The 19084-nt window shown below is 64.0% G+C and carries 14 protein-coding genes; 12 read left to right on the top strand and 2 right to left on the bottom strand.

Going from position 1 to position 19084, the window contains the following annotated elements; genetic code table 11:
• Positions 1–138 precede the first annotated feature (138 nt).
• The 12 genes from HH212_RS23435 (at position 139) to HH212_RS23380 (ending at position 16476) form a co-directional block, all read left to right on the top strand.
• Positions 139–471 (top strand): low molecular weight protein tyrosine phosphatase family protein, encoded by a 333-nt coding sequence (locus HH212_RS23435; RefSeq protein ID WP_170204689.1) that lies wholly within the window; start codon positions 139–141, stop codon positions 469–471.
• Entirely contained in the window at positions 468–1049 is a 582-nt protein-coding gene (locus tag HH212_RS23430; protein ID WP_229217429.1) for a YdcF family protein, read from the top strand. The genes HH212_RS23435 and HH212_RS23430 overlap by 4 nt, the downstream gene beginning before the upstream one ends.
• Positions 1050–1418: 369 nt before the next feature.
• Complete coding sequence (locus HH212_RS23425; RefSeq protein ID WP_170204688.1) at positions 1419–4370, top strand: type VI secretion system Vgr family protein; 2952 nt, start codon at positions 1419–1421, stop codon at positions 4368–4370.
• A gap of 10 nt (positions 4371–4380) precedes the next feature.
• A complete protein-coding gene (locus HH212_RS23420; protein WP_170204687.1) occupies positions 4381–9225 on the top strand; it encodes an RHS repeat-associated core domain-containing protein in 4845 nt (1614 codons plus the stop codon).
• Between the two features lie 57 nt (positions 9226–9282).
• Entirely contained in the window at positions 9283–10311 is a 1029-nt protein-coding gene (locus HH212_RS23415) for an IS5 family transposase (RefSeq protein WP_169433898.1), read from the top strand.
• Positions 10312–10582: 271 nt separating this feature from the next.
• Positions 10583–10819, top strand: coding sequence for a hypothetical protein (locus HH212_RS23410; protein WP_170204686.1), 237 nt, complete (start codon positions 10583–10585; stop codon positions 10817–10819).
• 93 nt (positions 10820–10912) lie between these two features.
• A complete protein-coding gene (locus HH212_RS23405) occupies positions 10913–11317 on the top strand; it encodes a hypothetical protein (RefSeq protein ID WP_170204685.1) in 405 nt (134 codons plus the stop codon).
• 249 nt (positions 11318–11566) lie between these two features.
• Positions 11567–12904, top strand: a complete 1338-nt coding sequence (locus tag HH212_RS23400) for a sigma-54 dependent transcriptional regulator (RefSeq protein ID WP_170204684.1) — start codon at positions 11567–11569, stop codon at positions 12902–12904.
• A 115-nt stretch (positions 12905–13019) separates the two neighbouring features.
• A complete protein-coding gene (locus HH212_RS23395) occupies positions 13020–13997 on the top strand; it encodes a ferritin-like domain-containing protein (protein WP_170204683.1) in 978 nt (325 codons plus the stop codon).
• A 132-nt stretch (positions 13998–14129) separates the two neighbouring features.
• A complete protein-coding gene (locus HH212_RS23390) occupies positions 14130–14717 on the top strand; it encodes a sigma-70 family RNA polymerase sigma factor (protein WP_170204682.1) in 588 nt (195 codons plus the stop codon).
• Positions 14714–15415, top strand: coding sequence for an anti-sigma factor (locus tag HH212_RS23385; protein ID WP_170204681.1), 702 nt, complete (start codon positions 14714–14716; stop codon positions 15413–15415). The genes HH212_RS23390 and HH212_RS23385 overlap by 4 nt, the downstream gene beginning before the upstream one ends.
• A 56-nt stretch (positions 15416–15471) precedes the next feature.
• Positions 15472–16476, top strand: a complete 1005-nt coding sequence (locus HH212_RS23380; RefSeq protein ID WP_170204680.1) for a mechanosensitive ion channel family protein — start codon at positions 15472–15474, stop codon at positions 16474–16476.
• Between the two features lie 39 nt (positions 16477–16515).
• On the opposite strand, the gene HH212_RS23375 is transcribed toward HH212_RS23380, so the two are convergent.
• Together HH212_RS23375 and HH212_RS23370 are read right to left on the bottom strand one after the other, a co-directional pair.
• On the bottom strand, positions 16516–17754 hold the full coding sequence (locus HH212_RS23375; RefSeq protein ID WP_170204679.1) for a cation:proton antiporter: 1239 nt from the start codon (positions 17752–17754) through the stop codon (positions 16516–16518).
• A 19-nt stretch (positions 17755–17773) separates the two neighbouring features.
• Positions 17774–19066, bottom strand: coding sequence for a DUF2254 domain-containing protein (locus HH212_RS23370; RefSeq protein ID WP_170204678.1), 1293 nt, complete (start codon positions 19064–19066; stop codon positions 17774–17776).
• Between the last annotated feature and the right edge of the window lie 18 nt (positions 19067–19084).

Below are 19084 nucleotides of genomic sequence, written 5' to 3'. Positions count from 1 at the left end.
GAGGTTTTCCGTCAAAGCGGGAATGTTATACTAGTTTCAATACTCGCAACAGGCACCAACCGTTGACTCGCTCCGGCCGACGCCTTTCCTCCATTCGATGATCGTGGTTGCCTAAACCCGTATGCAAAAGGCGAAAGCGTGAAACGCGCATTATTCATCTGCAGCCAGAACCGTCTGCGTAGTCCTACCGCCGAACAGGTTTTCGCTTCCTGGCCCGGCGTCGAAACCGATTCCGCCGGCGTGGGTGGCGATGCCGACGTGCCGCTGTCGCCGGAACAGATCGCCTGGGCCGACATCATCTTCGTGATGGAGAAAGCCCACCGGAACCGCATGGCCGCCAGATTCCGCGCCAGCTTGAATGGCAAGCGCGTCATCTGCCTGGATATACCGGATGATTACGACTACATGCAGCCGGAACTGGTCAGGCTGCTGCAAGCGAAGGCCGGGCCGTTTTTGCGGAAGGCCACGTGAGAGGGGGCTGGATCGCCCGGTCCGCGCTCGCGTTGCTGGTGGCGCTGGCCTGTGCGGCCGGGGCCATCGTCCTGGCCGGCCTGCGCGACGACGTGCAGGTCAGCGATGTCGGCATCGTATTGGGTTCCAAGGTGATGCCGGATGGCGCCCCGTCGGACCGGCTGCGCGCGCGCCTCGACCGGGCCGCCGGGTTGTACCGGCAGGGCATGTTCAAGCACGTGATCGTCAGCGGCGGCACCGGCGTGGAAGGCTTCAGCGAAGCGCGCGTCATGGCCGACTATCTGGTAGAGCGGCGCGCCGTGCCGCGTGCGGCCATCCTGGTGGACGAGCACGGCGACACGACCGAAGCGACCGCGCGCAACAGCGCCGCCATCATGCGCGTGCACGGCTTCGACAGTGCGATGGTCATCACCCAGTATTTCCACATTGCCCGTTGCCGTTACGCGCTGCGGCACGCCGGTATCCAGGAAGTCCATGCCGCGCATGCGGTTTACGTCGAACCGCGGGATGCCTATTCCACGCTGAGGGAACTCATTGCGTTGCCCGTGTATTGGATACGGGATTTGCGCCGGCGATAACCTGGCCTGCTGGGCCGCCGATCGTTCCAACCCGGCGCGCCATTGCCGCCGCCGACCCGGCATCGGGCTTCCCATTTCTCGCCAAGATCTTCGATAGTTTGCCATACCTGAAACCAGCAAACTTGACAGCGAAAAACTCAAAATCGATGCAGAAACTGCTGTGCGTATGACTTTGCGCGAACTTGCGTTTTGTCATTGGCTAATCGCAACTTAATCCCTACAGTCAAGAAGTTCGTTGCAAGTCTAGACACGCTCTGACGAGACACGTGCGGACCATGGCAAATGCCTGCAAGCAGCAGGTGAATCGCACGTACCGCCACGTCGAGCATCGAATTCAACATTGTCCCCATCAACCGATGAGCCACGACGATGACTGACCTGCAAGCAGTGTTCGAAGGCCACCAAAATACCCGCCTGTTGCGCTTGTCGTTCTCGAGGAACGACGGCCCGCAGGCCAAGCTGATGGTGAACCGGTTCGAAGGTACTGAATACCTGTCGCGCGACTTCGAATTCAAGGTGGAACTCTTGAGCGACGATGCCGGCATCAAACTCGAGGCCATGCTCGGCAAGCTGCTGTGCGTGTCGCTGGTACTGGCGGACGCCAGCCTGCGTCCGTTCACCGGTCATGTCGCATCGTTCAAGCTGGCCAAGACGGATGGCGGCCTGGCGTTCTATGAAGCCGTCTTGAAGCCATGGCTGGCCTGCACCCGCCTGCGTCGCAACAATCGCCTGTTCCACGGGAAAAGCCTGTGCGAGCAGGCGGAAACGATCTTCGCCGGCTATGGCGGACTGCCCGCGTGGGAATGGAACGTAGCGGGTGAACAGCCGCAGCTCACGATGGCCGCGCAATGGGACGAGACCGATCACAACTACCTGTGCCGGCGCTGGGAAGCGGCCGGCTACAGCTATTGTTACGAACACACCAGCGAAGGCCATAGGCTCGGGATCCGCGACGACACCTGCGCCGCGGCGCCGATCGACGGGCCGTCGCCCGGCATCCGCTTCCACCGCGCCGGCGGCGCAGCCGACGAGGACGCCATCGGCGACTGGAGCCCGCTGCGCCAGTGGGCATCCGGACAAACGGCGGTGAGCGGCTTCGACTTCAAGAGTCCGCGCCCGGTCCATGCGGAGACCGCCACCATCGACCAGCAGGGCGAGTTTCCGAGGCTGGAGGTGCACACCTACGAGGGGCACTACGGATTCAAGCACCAGTCCGGCGCCTACCAGCTTTCCCGCTTGTGCATGGAAGAAATCGAAGCCCGCACCAGACTGGTCGAAGCACGAGGCAACAACCGGCGCGCCGCCGCGGGCAGGTGGTTCAGGCTGCTCGACCATTTCAACGAAAGCGAAGACCGCGAATTCCTGATCCTGGAAGTGCATCACCAAGCCAGCAACAATTACTTGCAAGGAAAGGATGCGGTCGCCGAGTACAAGAACCGCTTTGTCTGCCAGGACAAGGCCTTGCCCTGGCGGCCGGGACGCGGTTTCAACAGCACGGAATCCAGGTTGCTGGCTCCGCAGACCGCCATCGTGGTCGGCGCGCAAGGCCAGGGCAGCCTGAACGTGGACCGGTACGGGCGCATCCAGGTCAAGTTTCACTGGGACCGGAACGACAGCGGCAGTTGCTGGGTACGCGTGGGCAGCAACTGGGCCGGCGGCGAGAAGGGCCTGGCCAGCCATCCGCGGGTCGGATCGGAAGTGATTGTGCAATGGCTTGACGGCAACCCCGATCATCCGATCGTGACCGGCTCCGTGCATAACCAGGACCATATGCCGCCTTGGAAGCTGCCCGAACAGCGGGCGCTGACGGGTCTCCGCAGCCGCGAGTTGACCGCCAACGGCGGCAACGCGCCCGGCGGCCGCAGCAACCACCTGGTGCTGGACGACACCCAGGGGCAGATCCAGGCGCAGCTCAAGAGCGACCATCTCGCCAGCCAGCTCAGCCTCGGCCATATCAAGCGCATCGAAGACAATGCCGGACGCAAGGATGCGCGCGGCCAGGGCTTCGAGCTGCGCACCGACGGCCACGGCGCGCTGCGCGCGCAGCAGGGCCTGCTGCTCAGCACCGAAGGACGGCCGAATGCCCGCGCCCATATCACCGACATGGCGGAAACGCTGGCGCGCATGGCGCAATGCCACGAGTTGCACGACAGCCTGTCGCAGGCCGCGCAGCAGGCGCAGGCGCACCGGCCGGGCGACCAGGACCAGGTCGCCGCCGCGCTGGCGGCGCAGGTCGACGCTATCAAGGGCCAGGGCGGCACGCCGGCGCAAGGCGAATTCCCGGAATTCCAGGCGCCCCACCTGCTTCTGGCCAGCCCTGCCGGTATCGAGACCAGCACGCAGGGTTCCACCCATCTGATGAGCGTCGAGCACACCGCCGTGACCAGCGGCGGCCATGCCAGCCTGAGCGCGGGCAAGAGCCTGCTCGTCAGCGTCAAGGAAGCGGTGCGCATGTTTGCCTACAAGGCCGGCATGAAGCTGGTGGCGGCCGGCGCCGACATCGACATCACCGCCTTGAAGGACAGCGTCAACATCCTGGCCAAGCTCAACATCACCCACACCGCCAATCGGATCACGATCACGGCGAAGGAAGAAGTGGTGATCAACGGCGGCACCAGCTTCAGCCGCTGGAACGCAGCGGGAATCGTCCATGGCACCAGCGGTACCTGGCGCCAGCATGCGGCGCAACATCACGTCGTCCCCGGCAAGAGCGAAGGCACGCCGGCCTTGCCGCAGGCCGTGAAATTGCCGCCGGGGCAGCTCGACCTGCATCACCAGTACGTGGATATCGAAGGCAGCACGACGCAGGGCATCCGCCAAGGCGATTACACCGTCGTCGACGCCGAAGGCGGCGTCCACCAGGGGACGCTCGATGGCAACGGCTTCGCCAGCGTGGCCGGCCTGCCGATGGGCATGGCCACGGTCAGCTACGGCATGGACCCGCGCGACCCGTGGGACGAAGCCAGCTATCTTGGGCAGGGAAGCGAATGGCCGGACGTAGCGCTGCCCGAGGCTGGCGACCATGCGGCGGCAGGCAGCCTCGGCGGTGCAGCCGGCAAGGCCGGCGCGATGGCGCCAATCGCGCACACCGCGCAGCAAGCGGCAAGCGCGGTGCAGTCGCTGCAAAAGGGCGGCGCGCAAGCATTGCTGGCGCCGGTCGGACAAGCAGCCCTGGCCAACGTTGCGGGCAAGCTCGGGCACGGCGCGTCGGGTGCCGGCAAGCCCGCCGCCGCTGCCGCGCCGACCTCGGATTTGCCCGGATCGCTGCCGCACCTCGGCGCCGACGCTGCGCTGTCGACCCTGAAAAAAACCATTATCTGACAAAGCCGCCATGACCGAACCCACGCAAGTCCCGCCCAAGCCGGCCGAACGCGTGCCGGAAGTCGCAGTCGCCCCGCTCAACACCATCGACCGGCAAGACATCGGCGCGGGCGCCGCCGCCTTCGACCAATGGCTGCGCAAGATCAGCCACGATGTCGTCACGCTGGAACGCCTGAGTACCGTGGCCGGCAGCCTGCCGGTGATCGGCAACATCATGGCGCTGATCGACGCCATCATGGACATCGTCGGGGTAATCCAGAAGGCCATCAACAAGAAGGAAATCGATTTCCTGGAATGGGTCAGCCTGGGCATCAACCTGATCGGCGTGGTGCCGGTGCCGCCGGCGATGAGCGCGGCACGCATGAGCCTGCGGCCGGCGCTGCACCTGGTCCGGCAAAAGTTGAGACAGGGCGTCAAGGATCTCGGCGCTGCGCTGATCGAGGTGCTGATCGTGCACCTCAACGCCAGGCTGGCCGGCGAGATCGATACCTTCGTCGATAGGGCGATGGGCAAGCTGGCGGGGATCCTGCACGATTGCGCCGATACGGCCGACGGCATCGCCGACGACCTAATCAAGATCCTCGAGCGCTGCATCGGCAAGGAACCGCTGTTCGAGGTGGCGCCCCCGGCGCAAGTGGAGGGCAAGCTGCACGACCCCAGGGTGCAAAGCAGTTGGCGCCGCATGCTCGGCGCCCTCGACCGGCAGTACAAGAAGACTGCGAACTACGTTGTCGCCGTGGCGGCCAGCCACCTGCCGCAGGGCGCGGTCGCGGGCGTAAAAAGCATCATCGCCCACCTGACCGACTTCAAGCCGGCGTTTCGCGGCAAACTCGCTGCACTGGCAGACGAACAGGCGCAGATGAGCATCCGCTGGTTGCTCGCGAAGCTGCGCGACGCGGTCGTCAAGCACAAGAAGCGCTACCCGGCGCTGGTCCCATCGGGCAAGGGCGCGCACCACGAGAAGAACAACCCCGGCCATGAGCTGGGCGCCACCGGCCGGCAAAGTCCGGCCACGGGCGACGCCAATGCCTGCAAGCTGTGCCCCGCAAAAGGCGGCACCGCGCACTCGATCAGCTTCGCCACCGGCGCCGAAACCTTCATCCATACCGACTTCGTCCTGGATGCGCCGCTCCCGATCGAATGGACCCGGACCTACCGCAGCCAGCTGGTCGCCTACGACCGCGGCAATCTCGGCGCCCGTTGGCTCACCCCGTACGGCACGCGCATCGACGTGGTCGGCCAAGGCAAGCCCACCGGGCTGCTGTATCACGCCGCCGACGGCCGCAGCCACCGCTACCCCTTCCTCGGCATCGGCCAGCGGCACCACGATCCGGTCGAGCAGGTCACGCTCACGCGCGTGAGTATGACGCTGCTCGCGCTCGACTTCGGCAAACCGCCGCCCGAGGGCGAAGCCAGTGCCTGGCGCGAAACCTACGAGCTGGTCGACACCGTGCGCGCCAAGGCAGCGGATATGGGCAAGCAGCATTTCCGCCTGATCGCGCTGCACGGTCGCGACGGCGCCGCCCTCGGCTTGCGCTACGACCACGTCGTCGCCCATGGCCCGTACGCGGGCGAGGCCGTCCTCAGCGACATCGTCAGCAAGCAGGGCGAGACCATCGTCGCGCATGCCGGCACCCAGATCGACGCCGGCAGCGGCTGCATCCGCGCGCTATGGCAAATCGAGGACGGCAAGCTGGTGCGCCAGCTCGCTGCCTACGACTACGACGAGCACGGCGACCTGGTCCGCGCCCAGGATGAAAACGGCGCCGCCTGGCATTACCGGTACGACCGCCACCTCGTCACCCGCTACACCGACCGCACCGGGCGCGGCATGAACCTCGCCTACGACATTGCCATCGACAGCGGCGCCCATGCCAGAGCAGTCCGTGAATGGGCCGACGACGGCAGCCACGATACCCGGCTCGAATGGGACAGCAACATCCGCCTGACCTACGTCACCGATGCGCTCGGCCAAGAGACCCGCTATTACTACGACATCGCCGGCTATACCTACCGCATCGTGTATCCGGACGGGCTCGAGGAATGGCTGTTCCGCGACGACGCCAAGAACGTCGTCCGCCACATCCATACCGACGGCAGCAGCGAGCATTACCGTTACGATGCGCACGGCAACCTGCTTACCCACACCCGCGCCGACGGCAGCCAGGTCCACTTCGAGTACGATGGCCGGCATCGCGTCACCGGCATCCGCGACGGCGAAGGCGGCACCTGGCGGCGCGACTACGATGTCCAGGGCCATCTGGTCGAGGAAACCGACCCGCGCGGCAACAAGACCGAATATGCCTACGACAAGGCCGGGCGGCCGATCGACATCACCGATGCCAAGGGCGGCGTCAAGAAGCTTGCCTACACCCCGGACGGCCAACTGGCCACCTACACCGACTGTTCCGGGCGCAGCACCGAATGGCAGTACGACGAGCGCAAGCGCCTGGTCAGGAGCATCGACGCCGCCGGCAACGTCACCCGCTACCGCTACACGCCGCTCAGCGCCAAGAAGCTGGCGCAAGCGCACGGCGAAGGCGCGGACAGCGGCAACCACCCCGGCCAGCTCGAAGCCGTCATCCACCCCGACGGCAGCGAAGAACGCCTGCGCCACGATGCCGAAGGCCGGCTGCTGGCGTACACCGACCCACTGCAACGTACGACTGCCTACCGCTACACCGCGGCCGGATCGATCGCCAAGCGCATCGACGCCCTCGGGCACACCCTGCAATACCGGTGGGACCCGCTCGGCCGCCTGTCCGCCCTGGAAAACGAAAACGGCAGCGTCTACCTTTTCCAGTACGACCCGGTCGGCCGCCTGCTGCAGGAACAGGGCTTCGACGGCAAGTCCACCGAATACCGCTACGACGAGGCCAGCGGCGTGCTGGCGGAAACCGTCGAAGCCGGCGTGACCACGCATCTCGACTTCGACTCTATGGGCCGGCTCGTGCAACGTCGGGCCGCAGCCCCCGGCCAGCCGGAGCAGACCGAAACCTTCGCCTACAACACCAACGGCCAGTTGGCCGAAGCGAAGAACGAACACGCCCGGCTGCAATGGTTCTACGACGCCGCCGGCAACCTGGTGCGCGAGCACCAGCACTACCAGGGACCGTTCCATCCCGACAGGCGCACCGCGGTCTGGCAGCACCACTACGACGAACTCGACCGGCGCACCGGCACCATCCGTCCCGACGGCCACCGCGTCGACTGGCTGACCTACGGCGCCGGCCACGTGCACGGCCTGCTGCTCGACGGCCAAGACCTGGTCGCCTTCGAACGCGACGCGCTGCACCGCGAAACCGGCCGCACCCAGGCCAACGGCCTGCTGCAGACGATGCAGTACGACCCGGCCGGCCGCCTGATCGAACAGCAGCTCGGCGCCATCAAGCACGCCGGCCGGGAGCGCGGCTTCGTCACCGGACAATACCGTCCCGACGCCCAGGCCGGCATGCCAGCCGCGATCCTGCGGCGCTACCGCTACGATCCGTCCGGCCAGCTGACCAGCATCGAGGACAGCCGGCGTGGCCGCATCGAATACCGCTACGACCCGGTCGGACGGCTGCTGGCGGCAAGCAGCGTATTGGGCCGGGAAACCTTCGCGTTCGACCCGGCCGGCAACATTCGGGCTGCCGAACCCGCGCCAGATGGGCCCATCGCCCAACGTGTCACGCTGCCTAAGCTGCTGGACAATTTACTTAAGGAATATGCCGGCGTCCGTTACCGCTACGACGAACGCGGCAACGTTGTGGAACGCGTGCAGAACGGCGAGCGGTCCGAATATGAGTGGGACGCCTTCAACCGGATGAACCGCGCCACGACCTGGCATGGGGTTACTACTTTTGCCTATGATCCGCTAGGGCGGCGCATTGCCAAGCATAGCCATGCGGTGGAAAACACTGTCCTGCGTGCGACGACCCGGACGATGTATGGCTGGGATGGCGACACGCTGGCGCTGGAGAACAGCGTGCACCAGAACTACGCGGCGAGTGAACGAACTGTGCACTATGTGTACGAGCGCGACAGCTTTGTACCGCTTCTACAGGCTGCGAGAAGCCAGGCGCTTCGTTTGGCTCCCACCACCGATGTCAAGTCACTGATGGCCGGCAACGATGGTAAATACGACAAAGCGCTTGACCCGCTATGGAACGGGGACTTCGAGCAAGAGGCTGAACCGTTCGATAAGGGGGAGATTGTTTTCTACCAATGCGATCATCTGGGCACGCCGCAGGAGTTGACGGATTTCGAGGGCAGGGTGGCGTGGTCTGCGCAGTACAAGGCGTGGGGGCAGGCGAAGCAGGCGATCAGCGAGGCGGCGTACAAGGCGGGGATACGCAACCCGATCCGGTTCCAGGGGCAATATCTTGATGATGAGACGGGGCTGCACTACAACCGTCATAGGTATTATGATCCAGAGACCACCCGGTATTTGACACAGGATCTTGTTGGTCTAATAGGTGGAATAAACCTCTACCGATATGCACCCAATTCTACAGCTTGGGTTGATCCATTGGGGTTGAGTAATAAAAATTGCTACGACAAAGCATCTATTAAAAATCGTGTGCTTAGTAATATCACTGAAAGCCAAGCAGCGAGAAAGACATCGAACTTTCAAGAGCACGGAAATCGTGAATGGCCTCTGAACCGAGGATTTAAAGAAGAGCCAGTAGACTTCACACTTTTACCTGGCTCAAAAATTGATCGCTATGGTAGCCCTTATGGAACCTTTACATCACCAGTGGGCACACCATATCGTGCAAGAGCACCGAAGCCAGGTACTGATTTAAAGCCTTATTGCGTTTATGAAGTTAATAAACCATTGACAGTTAAGGGAACCTCGAAAAACCTCGGCTGACCTGGCCCTGGCTGGGTAAAATCTTGAGATCGAACCAAGCCAGCGAGTGTCGCCGTGATGAAGCCCAGGATCAGTCTATTTGCCGAGCAGGAGCGCGAGGACCGGCGCGCGAAGCTGGGCGATCCGCTGGTGGGCCTGGCCGAGCATGTGGATTTCGAGGCGCTGGCGGGGAGCATCGATGCCGCCGCGCCGCGTCCGTCGCGTGCCAAGGGCGGCCGTCCGCCATACCCGACAGTATTGATGATCAAGATCTTGGTGCTGCAACAGCTCTACAACCTGGCCGACGACGCGCTGGAATATCAGTTGCTGGACCGGCGCAGCTTCCTGCGTTTCCTGGACCTGACGGAAAGCAGCAGCATCCCGGACGCCAAGACGATCTGGCTGTTCCGTGACCGCCTCGCGCAGGCTGGCGTAGGCAATCAGGTATTCGAGCAAGTCCAGCAGCAGTTACTGTCGCAGGGCTATCTTGCGCGCTGCGGCCAGATCGTCGACGCATCGCTGGTACAAGCCCCGATCCAGCGCAACAAGCGCGAGGAGGCCGAGACGGTCAAGGAAGGCACGATGCCGTTGGGCTGGAAACCGCACAAGCGCGCGCAAAAGGACGTCGATGCCAAATGGACCAAAAAGCACGGCAAGAATCATTTTGGGTACAAGCTGCACGCCAGCGTCGACAAGCGTTGCAAGCTGATCCGCAAGATCGCCATCACCCATGCCGCTGTGGCCGATACCACGGTCTTCGAGGAGTTGCTCGACCTGAGCAACACGAGCCGGGATGTCTATGCCGACCGTGGCTATCCCAGCATCGAACGCGAAGCCAGATTGAAACAAGCCGGATGGCGCGTGCATATTCAGCGACGCGGCCATGCGACCAAAGGCATTTCCGAGACGCAGAAACGGCGCAACCGCGCGATCGCTATCCCGCGAGCCCGTGTTGAGCATGTATTCGGCGCCCTGGCTCAAATGGGTGGAAAACTGGTGCGCTGCCTTGGCATCGTGCGCACGACCTTCGTCCTGCAGTTGAAGGCTGCCAGCTACAACCTCAAGCGTCTCGTATTCTTGAAAGAACGCGGTCTGGCACCGTTCTAAACCCACGGTTTGGCAGCCTGCGGCTGCCAAACCAGCCTGTTCATATACGTGTCGCGATCAAAAATCGCGTTGTCGGAGCGTCGCGGTACGCTGAATCGTGCTTCAGATTGCCTGCTGGCGTTCAAAACTGGGTTATTCGAGGTGGCCTTAAAGCTGGAGGAGCCGCTCCATGGTTTGGTTATGAAGGAAATGGGATTCAATATGAGCTTCCGGAAAGAGTGATAGCCTTAGAAAAAGCTGGAATATTAACAAAAATTAACTAATTCAAAAGATGAAAAAAGACGAATTGCGCTCTATTTTAATTAACAAGGGAATATCAAGGTCTTACTATTCGCTGGAGGGTGGATTGCCTAATGAGAAACTTTGTCTTGATTGCGAAAACGGAAAATGGATTGTGTATTATTCTGAGCGTGGCATAAGAACAGGCATCCGATATTTTGATAACGAAAATGATGCTTGCGATTACCTACTGCACGCTATTGAAGAGTCGGCTAGCGGAAAATATTGAAGTGTGGCGATATTTAATGAGGAGTTCGTGAATATTGCTTTGCTCGGATTCGACTTTAAGAAGTCTCACTCCAATGCAGTAGCAATTTAATGATTGCTTGAAAAATTCGACTTGTATAGTCAGGGCATGTTCGAGCACGTGATCGTCAGTGTCGGTATCAGCGTGGAAGGCTTCAGCGGAGCGTACGTCGTGGCCGACCATCTGGCGCACCGGCACGCGCTGCTGCTCGCAGCCATCCTGATGAACGAGCATGGCGACTATATCGAAGCGACGCCACGCAACAGCGCCGCCGTCATGCACGCACACGGATTCCGTAGCGCGCTGGTCGCTACCCAACATTTCGACATTGTGCGTTGCCATTACGCGCTGTGCCATGCCTGTCTCCGCACTGTCCATTCCGTTCATGGCCGCTACGTTGACCCGCGGGAGGCGCACTCTTTGGCGCGGGAACTGCTTGCCCTGCCGATGTACCGGCAGCGCAGTTTGCGCGAGCAATAAGACCAAAGCATTATCGTGCACCGGCGGTATTACACTCCCTGTATTCATATATCCTTGATAAAACAAAAATTTCCATAAAGATTTAAATTTTCTCTATTTCATCATCCCATCTTCAAAACCTCCCATTTTTCCGCAAAAAGTAGAAACACCTGAATCCAAAAAGCGACATCGTCAGTACAAAGCCAACGATGCCGCATCGCGTCTTTTGTCAGGATTTCGAAAGTTTATTGCGGGTAATGGAGATGATGAATGAAGCAAGTGCTGTGCATTAATCTCGGCAATACGGGCACTGCCGATTCCCTGGCGGATGCCATGGACGGATGGGACGTCCACCCGGTGTCGAACCTGGCCGACGCAAGACGCCTCCTGCGCCGCGCCGGCCATGCGGTCGGCTTCGTGTTGTATCCGGCGCATGCGATGGACAGGGCCGAGCTGGCTGTCTTCCTGAGAGAGCACGCCGACGTGCAATGGATCGGCATCGTCGAGCCGCGCGAGATCGAGAACGAAAGCGCCAGGCAATTCGTCATCGAGCATTTGTACGATTACCACACGACGCCCATCGATCACGTCCGGCTGGCGTACACGCTCGGCCACGCCCATGGCTGGGCAAGGCTGCGGCAAAAACATGCGGATGCGTCGTCGAACGGAAAAGCAGATGCATCGCCCCTTGTGGGCGGGTCCGAAGCGATGCTGCGCCTGCGCGCGCAGGTCGGGCGCGTCGCTCGGGTGGCGGCGCCGGTGCTGATCTGGGGCGAGAGCGGCAGCGGCAAGGAGCTCGCCGCACAGACGATCCATGCGCAATCCGAGCGCGCCGCCGGCCCCTTCGTGCCGATCAATTGCGGCGCCATCGCCCCCAATCTGATCCAGTCGGAACTGTTCGGCCACGAGCGCGGCGCCTTTACCGGCGCCACCCGCGCCAAGGTCGGTCTGATCGAATCGGCGCATGGCGGCACGCTGTTCCTGGACGAGATCGGCGACCTGCCGAAGGACTTGCAGGTCAACCTCCTGCGCTTCCTGCAGGAGAAGACCATTTTCCGGGTGGGCGGCACGCGCGCCATCCACGTCGACGTGCGCGTCGTGGCGGCGTCCCACGTGCAGCTGCATCAGGCGGTTGCCGCCAACAGGTTTCGCGAAGACCTGTATTACCGCCTCGCGGTACTGCCGGTGAACGTGCCCGCACTGCGCGAGCGCCGCGACGATATCGTGACCCTGGCCGAGCACTTTTTCCGCCTGTACGCCGCGGAAAAGTCGCCGCGCCTGCAAGGCTTTTCGCGCGAAGCGCTGGATGCCGTCCTGGACCACGCCTGGCCGGGAAACATCCGCGAATTGATGAACCGGGTGCGGCGCGCCATGGTGATGGCGGACGGCCGCCTGATCATGCCCGAGGACCTGGGCCTGGGACTGGGCGCGGAGGGCGCGACCAGGGCGGCGACCGCACTCGACGATGCGCGCGAACGCAACGAGCGTTCGAGCCTGCGCGAATCGCTCGACCGCAGCGGCCAGAACGTCAGTATGGCCGCGCGCCAGCTGGGTATTTCGCGCACCACCATGTACAGGATGCTGAACAAATACAGCATGCGTGTTTAAAAAGTTGAATCCGAACGCGCTTTGACCCAGTACAAGGTGTATGCGTGCAAGATAGACAAGGCCATCTGCACGCTTTCGACATGTTTTCGCAATCAATCGACACGAGGAGAACACCATGACCGATACGAACCTGACCCTGGCATTGCTGGAATCGCGCAAGCAGAAACTGGAAAAGCGCCGCTCGTTTTTCAAGAACATGGGAGGCCTGAGCGTGGGCCTGGTGGGCGGGACCTTCCTGAGCGCCTGCGGCAGCTCGGTGCACGATGCGGTGGCGCAGGCGGCGGCGCCGACCGACACCGACATCCTGAACTTCGCCCTCAACCTGGAATACCTGGAAGCGCAGTTCTATTCCTATGCGGTGTTCGGCACCGGCCTCGCAGCCAACCTGCTGACCGGTACCGGTACGCAAGGCGCCGTGACCGGCGGCAGCAAGGTGCCGTTCAGCGATCCGATCGTGGCGCAATATGCCAAGGAGATCGCCCAGGACGAGATCGCCCACGTCGGCTTCCTGCGCACCGCGCTGGGATCGGCGGCGGTGTCCATGCCGGCCATCGATATCGGCGGTACCGATCCCAACGGCGCCTTTTCCAAGGCGGCGCGCGCGGCCGGCCTGGTCGGCGCCAACCAGGCGTTCAATCCGTACGCGAGCGACGAGAATTTTCTGCTCGGCGCCTTCATCTTCGAGGACGTCGGCGTGACCGCCTACAAGGGCGCCTCGCCGCTGATCACCAACAAGACCTTCCTCGAAGCCGCCGCCGGCATCCTCGCCGCCGAGGCCTATCACGCCGGCCTGATCCGGACCGTCCTGTACACCAAGGGCTTGAGCACGCCGGCCCTGCGCACCGGCGCCGGCGCGATCTCGGATGCACGCGACAGTCTCGACAACGCGGCCGACGTCGACCAGGGCATCGTCAATGCCAGCGATGCGACGGCATCGAACATCGTGCCGACGGACGCCAACGGCATCGCCTACAGCCGTTCACCGGGCGACGTGCTGAACATCGTGTATTTGACCAAGGAATCGGTCACGATGGGCGGGTTCTTCCCGAAGGGCGCGAACGGCACGCTGAACATGAGCACGGCGTACGCATAAACGCGAGTCCAGCCGGCGCGGCCTCGCCGTACACGATTGCCTGAAACAATTTTGCAGTGGCAGTCGTGTGCAGGTCATCAGCATGGTATGTTGTCATCCAACTGCCATGTGGCATTCCTGACAAGGCCCGTAGTGTCCGATTCCCGCACTTCCGATCCCGCGCAGTTGCGTGCCTGGCTGCAAGGCACGGCGCAGCACGACGCCGTCGCCTTCCGCCGCCTGTACGAAGCGACGTCGGCCAGGCTGTACGGCTTCGCGCTGCGCATCCTGGCCAAGCGCGAACTGGCCGAGGAGGCGCTGCAGGACAGTTTCGTGGCGATCTGGAACAAGGCCCACACCTACCAGAGCCAGCTGGCGGCGCCGATGACGTGGATGACGACGATCGTGCGCAACAAGTGCTTCGACCTGCTGCATGACGCCGGCGTCCAGGTCGACCTGGGCGCCGAGCCGTTCGACAAGGACGTGGCGAGCGCGCTGCAGGACCCGAATGCGACGCCCATCGAAGCGCTGGAAATCGGCCGCGAGGCCAAGGCGCTGGCGGTCTGCATGTCGGCGCTGGAAGGCCTGCATCGCCAGGCGGTGGGCCTGGCGTTTTTCCACGACCTGTCGCACCAGGAAGTGGCGCAGCACATGGCGCTGCCGCTCGGCACCGTCAAGACCTGGATCCGCCGTAGCCTGGAACGGCTGAAAACCTGCCTGGCAAGAGGCGATCGACCATGAATTTGCGTGACAAGCCCGACCTGGGCGACAAGCTGGCGGCGCAGTACGTGCTCGGCACCCTGAAGGGCGGCGCCCGCCGCCGCTTCGAAGCCCACCTGCACGGCGACGCCGCGCTGCGCCGCATGGCGGACGAGTGGCAGGACCGGCTCATGCCGATGGCCGGATTCGCGCCCGCCGTGCAGCCGCGCAAGCTGGTGTGGGACACGATCGCGCGGCGCCTGGACCTGCAGCGCGGCCACGCCGCCTGGCAATTCTGGCGCAACGAATCGCTGGCGTTCTGGCGCGGCCTCAGTAGCGCGGCGGTGGCGGCGGCGCTGGTGCTGGCCGTCGCGCTGGGCACCTACAAGGAGGCGGCGCCGCGCTACGACTACATCGCCACGCTGGCGGACGACAAGGCGCAGCCGGCGCTGCTGCTGACCGGCGACGAGCGCCGCAAGACCTTGACCGTGCGCCTGGTGGGCGGTGTCGCCGTGGCCGACGACAGGACGCTGCAGCTGTGGGCAGTGCCGACGAGCGGCGCGCCGCGTTCGCTCGGCCTGCTGGCCGGCCGCGAGAGCACGCTGGCGCTGACCGGCAGTTCGCTGCAGCCGGACGTGGCGATGCTGGCGGTGTCGCTCGAGCCGAAGGGCGGCTCGCGCGATCCGAAGGGGCCGACTGGGCCGATCCTGTACAAGGGCAACTGGGTGCGGGTGATGTAGGCCGTGCCGGCGCCATGATGGCGCATCGATCAACCAGAACAAGGAAATCCCGGCCCATGTCAGAGGAAATCGCGATCGCATACCAGCGCATGCACGCCATCGGCATCAGCGCCATGCGCCTGTTGCCCAACGTCGTGATCGCCGTCGTCGTCATGCTGCTGTTCGTGCTGATCGCGCGCTGGACACGCAGCCTGGTCGAGCGCCTCAGCGCCCGCAAGTACCACCAGAACCTGGTGCTGGTGCTCGGGCGCATGGCGCAATGGGGCTTGTACCTGATGGGCTTGCTGCTGGCGATGACCATCGCCTTTCCCTCATTCACCCCCGGCAATTTGATCAGCGCACTGGGCATTACCGGCATCGCCATCGGCTTCGCGTTCAAGGATATCTTCGAAAATTTCCTGGCGGGTATCCTGATCCTGGTGGGCGAACCCTTCCGCATCGGCGACCAGATCGTGTTCGGCAACTTCGAGGGCACGATCGAGCAGATCGAGACGCGCGCGACCAAGATGCGCACCTATGACGGCCGCCTGGTGATCATCCCCAATGCCGACCTGTACAAGGGCACCTTCATCGTCAACACCGCCTACCCGACACGGCGCCTGCAATACGATGTGGTGATCGGCAACGGCGACGACATCGGGGCGGCCAAGCGCCTGATGCGCGAGGCGATGGCGGACGTGTCCGAAGTCGAGCAGGACCCGGCGCCGGACGTCCTGCTGCTGAACTATGCGGACGCCGGCGTCACGCTGCGCATGCGCTGGTGGATCCGGCCGCCACGACGTGCCGACGCGCTGGCGGTACAGGACCAGGTGCTGGAGCGCGTCAAGGCCGCGCTCGCTGAGAACGGCATCGACTTGCCGTATCCGACCCGGCAAGTGCTGTTGCACGACCAGACCGAGGAAACCGACGGCGACCGGCGCCGCCAGCGCGAAGGATGGCCGGCGGGCAAAAGCGAGGTGCCGGCGCCGGCGCGTACGCGCCGCCCCCAGTTGTACGACGGCGCCTCCGGGGACGCTAGCGGCGATGGCGAGCGCGCGGACGGGACGGCGGCGAGCGCCTGAAGCGTTTGATGGGTGGCCCGGTGCGCGGCACGCCGCCGTTCACGCTCCCGGATTGACCACCTTGCGCACCAGTCTTTCCACGCTGAGGCCCTGGACTAGGACCGAGAACACCACGACCAGGTAGGTGATGGTCACCAGGGCATCCCGTTGCGCGCTGGCCGGCAGCGAGAGTGCCAGCGCCACCGAGATGCCGCCGCGCAGACCGCCCCAGGTCAGCACTTGCCAGGCGCCTTGCGGCAGGCCCGAATGCCGTCCCAGCAGCGCCACCGGCAAGCCGGCGCTCAGCAGGCGTGCCGCCAAGGTCACGGCGACCGCCACCGCGCCCGCCGCCAGCAGCGTGCCGGAAAACGGCAGCACCAGGGCTTCGAAGCCGATCAGCACGAACAGCACCGCGTTGAGCATCGAATCGAGCAGTTCCCAGAACTGGTCGACGTGCTGGCGCGTCGTGTCCGACATCGCCTTGCGGCGGCCAAGGTTGCCGATCAGGATGCCCGCAGCTACCATCGCCAGCGGGCCGGAAACGCCGAGCACGTGGGCCAGGCCGTAGCCGCCGACGACGAGGGCCAGCGTCAGCAGCACTTCTTCCTGGTAGCTGTCGATGCTCTTTAGCATTTGGTAGGTGATCCACCCCAGCACCAGGCCGTAGGCCAGGCCGCCCACTCCTTCGCGCACCAGCAACAGGGCAGTGTGGCCGGCGTCCGGCACCTGGTGCTGCGTGGCGACGGCGGCCATCACGGTGAACACGACGATACCGACGCCGTCGTTGAACAGGGATTCTCCCGCGATCACCGTCGACAGGTTGGGCGGCGCCTTCATCTTGTGCAGCAGGCCGGTGACGGAGATCGGATCGGTCGGCGCGATCAGGGCACCGAACACCATGCAGAAAGGCAGTGGCAGCGCCAGGCCGACCAGCGGCAGTAGGTGGTATAGCCCGAGTCCGATCAGCAAGGCCGCCACGACGGTGCCGAATACCGCCAGCAGGCCCACCTGCCAGCGGTAGCGCGCCAGGCTGTGCAGGTCCACCTGCAACGCCCCGGCGAACAGGAGCATGCTCAGCATCCCCTGCATCAGCACCTCGGAAAAATCGATGGTGCCGAACAATTCGGTGGCGAGTTCGCGCAGCCGTCCGTAGCCGGCGTGGTCGAGCGCCAGCATGGCGGCCGACAGGACCAGGGCGGCGGTCATCACGCCGATGGTCGAAGGCAGCTTGAGGAAGCGCGCATTGAACCAGGCGATCACGGCGGTGATGACGATCAGGATAGGAACGAGTTCCGACATGGCAAACCTTTCGAGCGAATTACTCTTTTTCGTGCGAGCAGCCCGGGTCCGCCGCGGCAGGCGCGTCATCCCAGTAGTCGGCATGGCGCCGCTGTAGCAAGCGGACATCGGCCGGAAAGTCCAGCGCGAGCTCGGCGCGCGCCAGCGCGTGCGCGGCATGGCGACGGGCGCCGCTGCGCGCCCCGGCGCGCCCGCACCGGCCGATTTCCCCCAGCACCTTCTGGATGCGCATCGCCACCTCGATCTGGCCGCCACCGTCGCGCGCGATGGCGGGGAAGGCATCCTCGAACATCTCTTCGAGCGGCAGCGCAGGCATCGCGACCAGATCGTACTCCGGCTCTTCCGGCTGGACCGGGTCGGTCCATACGGCGAACAGCCGGTGCAGTGAACCCAGGACGCCGATCGCCGTACCGGCGTCGTTGATGCCGGGTGACAGGGCGCGCGAGGCGATCTCGGCGAGCACCACCAGGCCGAAGCGCGGGTCTTCGTCGAAATGGCGATGCGGACCAATGGTGAACGCCTCCCGCAACAAGGCTGCGTCGATCGGCACATGGCCGGCGTCCAGCGGATGCACATGGCCGAGCGGCCGCGAGGGGACGATCATGGTGCCGGGCAGGACGGCAAGGCTGATGCGCACCCGGTGCTTCTCGGCCAGGCGCTGCAGCGCGGACATGTCCACGCGCTGCAGGTAGCCGATGGCGTCGCCGTGGAAGGCGGAGCCCGGCGCCGGGCCGTCGGCAGCCATGCCGCCCAGGCAGGGATGCAGCTTGCGCCGCTGCATGGCGGTGGCCGTGGCCTGTTCTACCTTGGCGATCACCGCGCCCAGCCGGCCCAGGCGCGCGATGCTATCGACCCAGCGCACGAACACCAGCACCACGGTGGCCAGCGTCACCAGGGTCAGCACGAACAGGGTGAAGCGGCCCTTCTTGCCGAAATAATCGTTGGTAGTGGCGCTCAATCCGACGATCGCGACGATGAAGGCGCCGACGAAGATCGACAGTGCGTTCTGTGACACGTCGTCGGCGACGACCAGCGGAAACGCGCGCGCGGTCGCCGACTGGCCGGTGGAGGCATAGGCCGCCACCATCGAGGCCACGGCGAAGGTGGCGACGCCTAGCATGCTGCCGGCGATGATCTTCAGCAGGTCGACGACGGAACCTTGGGCAATCTCGGGCACCTTCCAGTCGCCGGGCAGACTATCGGCGAGGTGCGCCAGCAGCACCCCCGCGACCGCAAGAACGCAGGCGATCAATGGCTTGACCCAGAGGCGCTCGCGCAGGCGGTTGAAGAAGAACTGGAATCGGGTCGGCATAGCGGCAAGCTTGGGGCA

Source organism: Massilia forsythiae, assembly GCF_012849555.1.
Lineage (GTDB): Bacteria > Pseudomonadota > Gammaproteobacteria > Burkholderiales > Burkholderiaceae_D > Telluria > Telluria forsythiae.
Note: the sequence above shows the minus strand (reverse complement) of the source record. Positions and strands in the feature narration are given on the sequence as shown.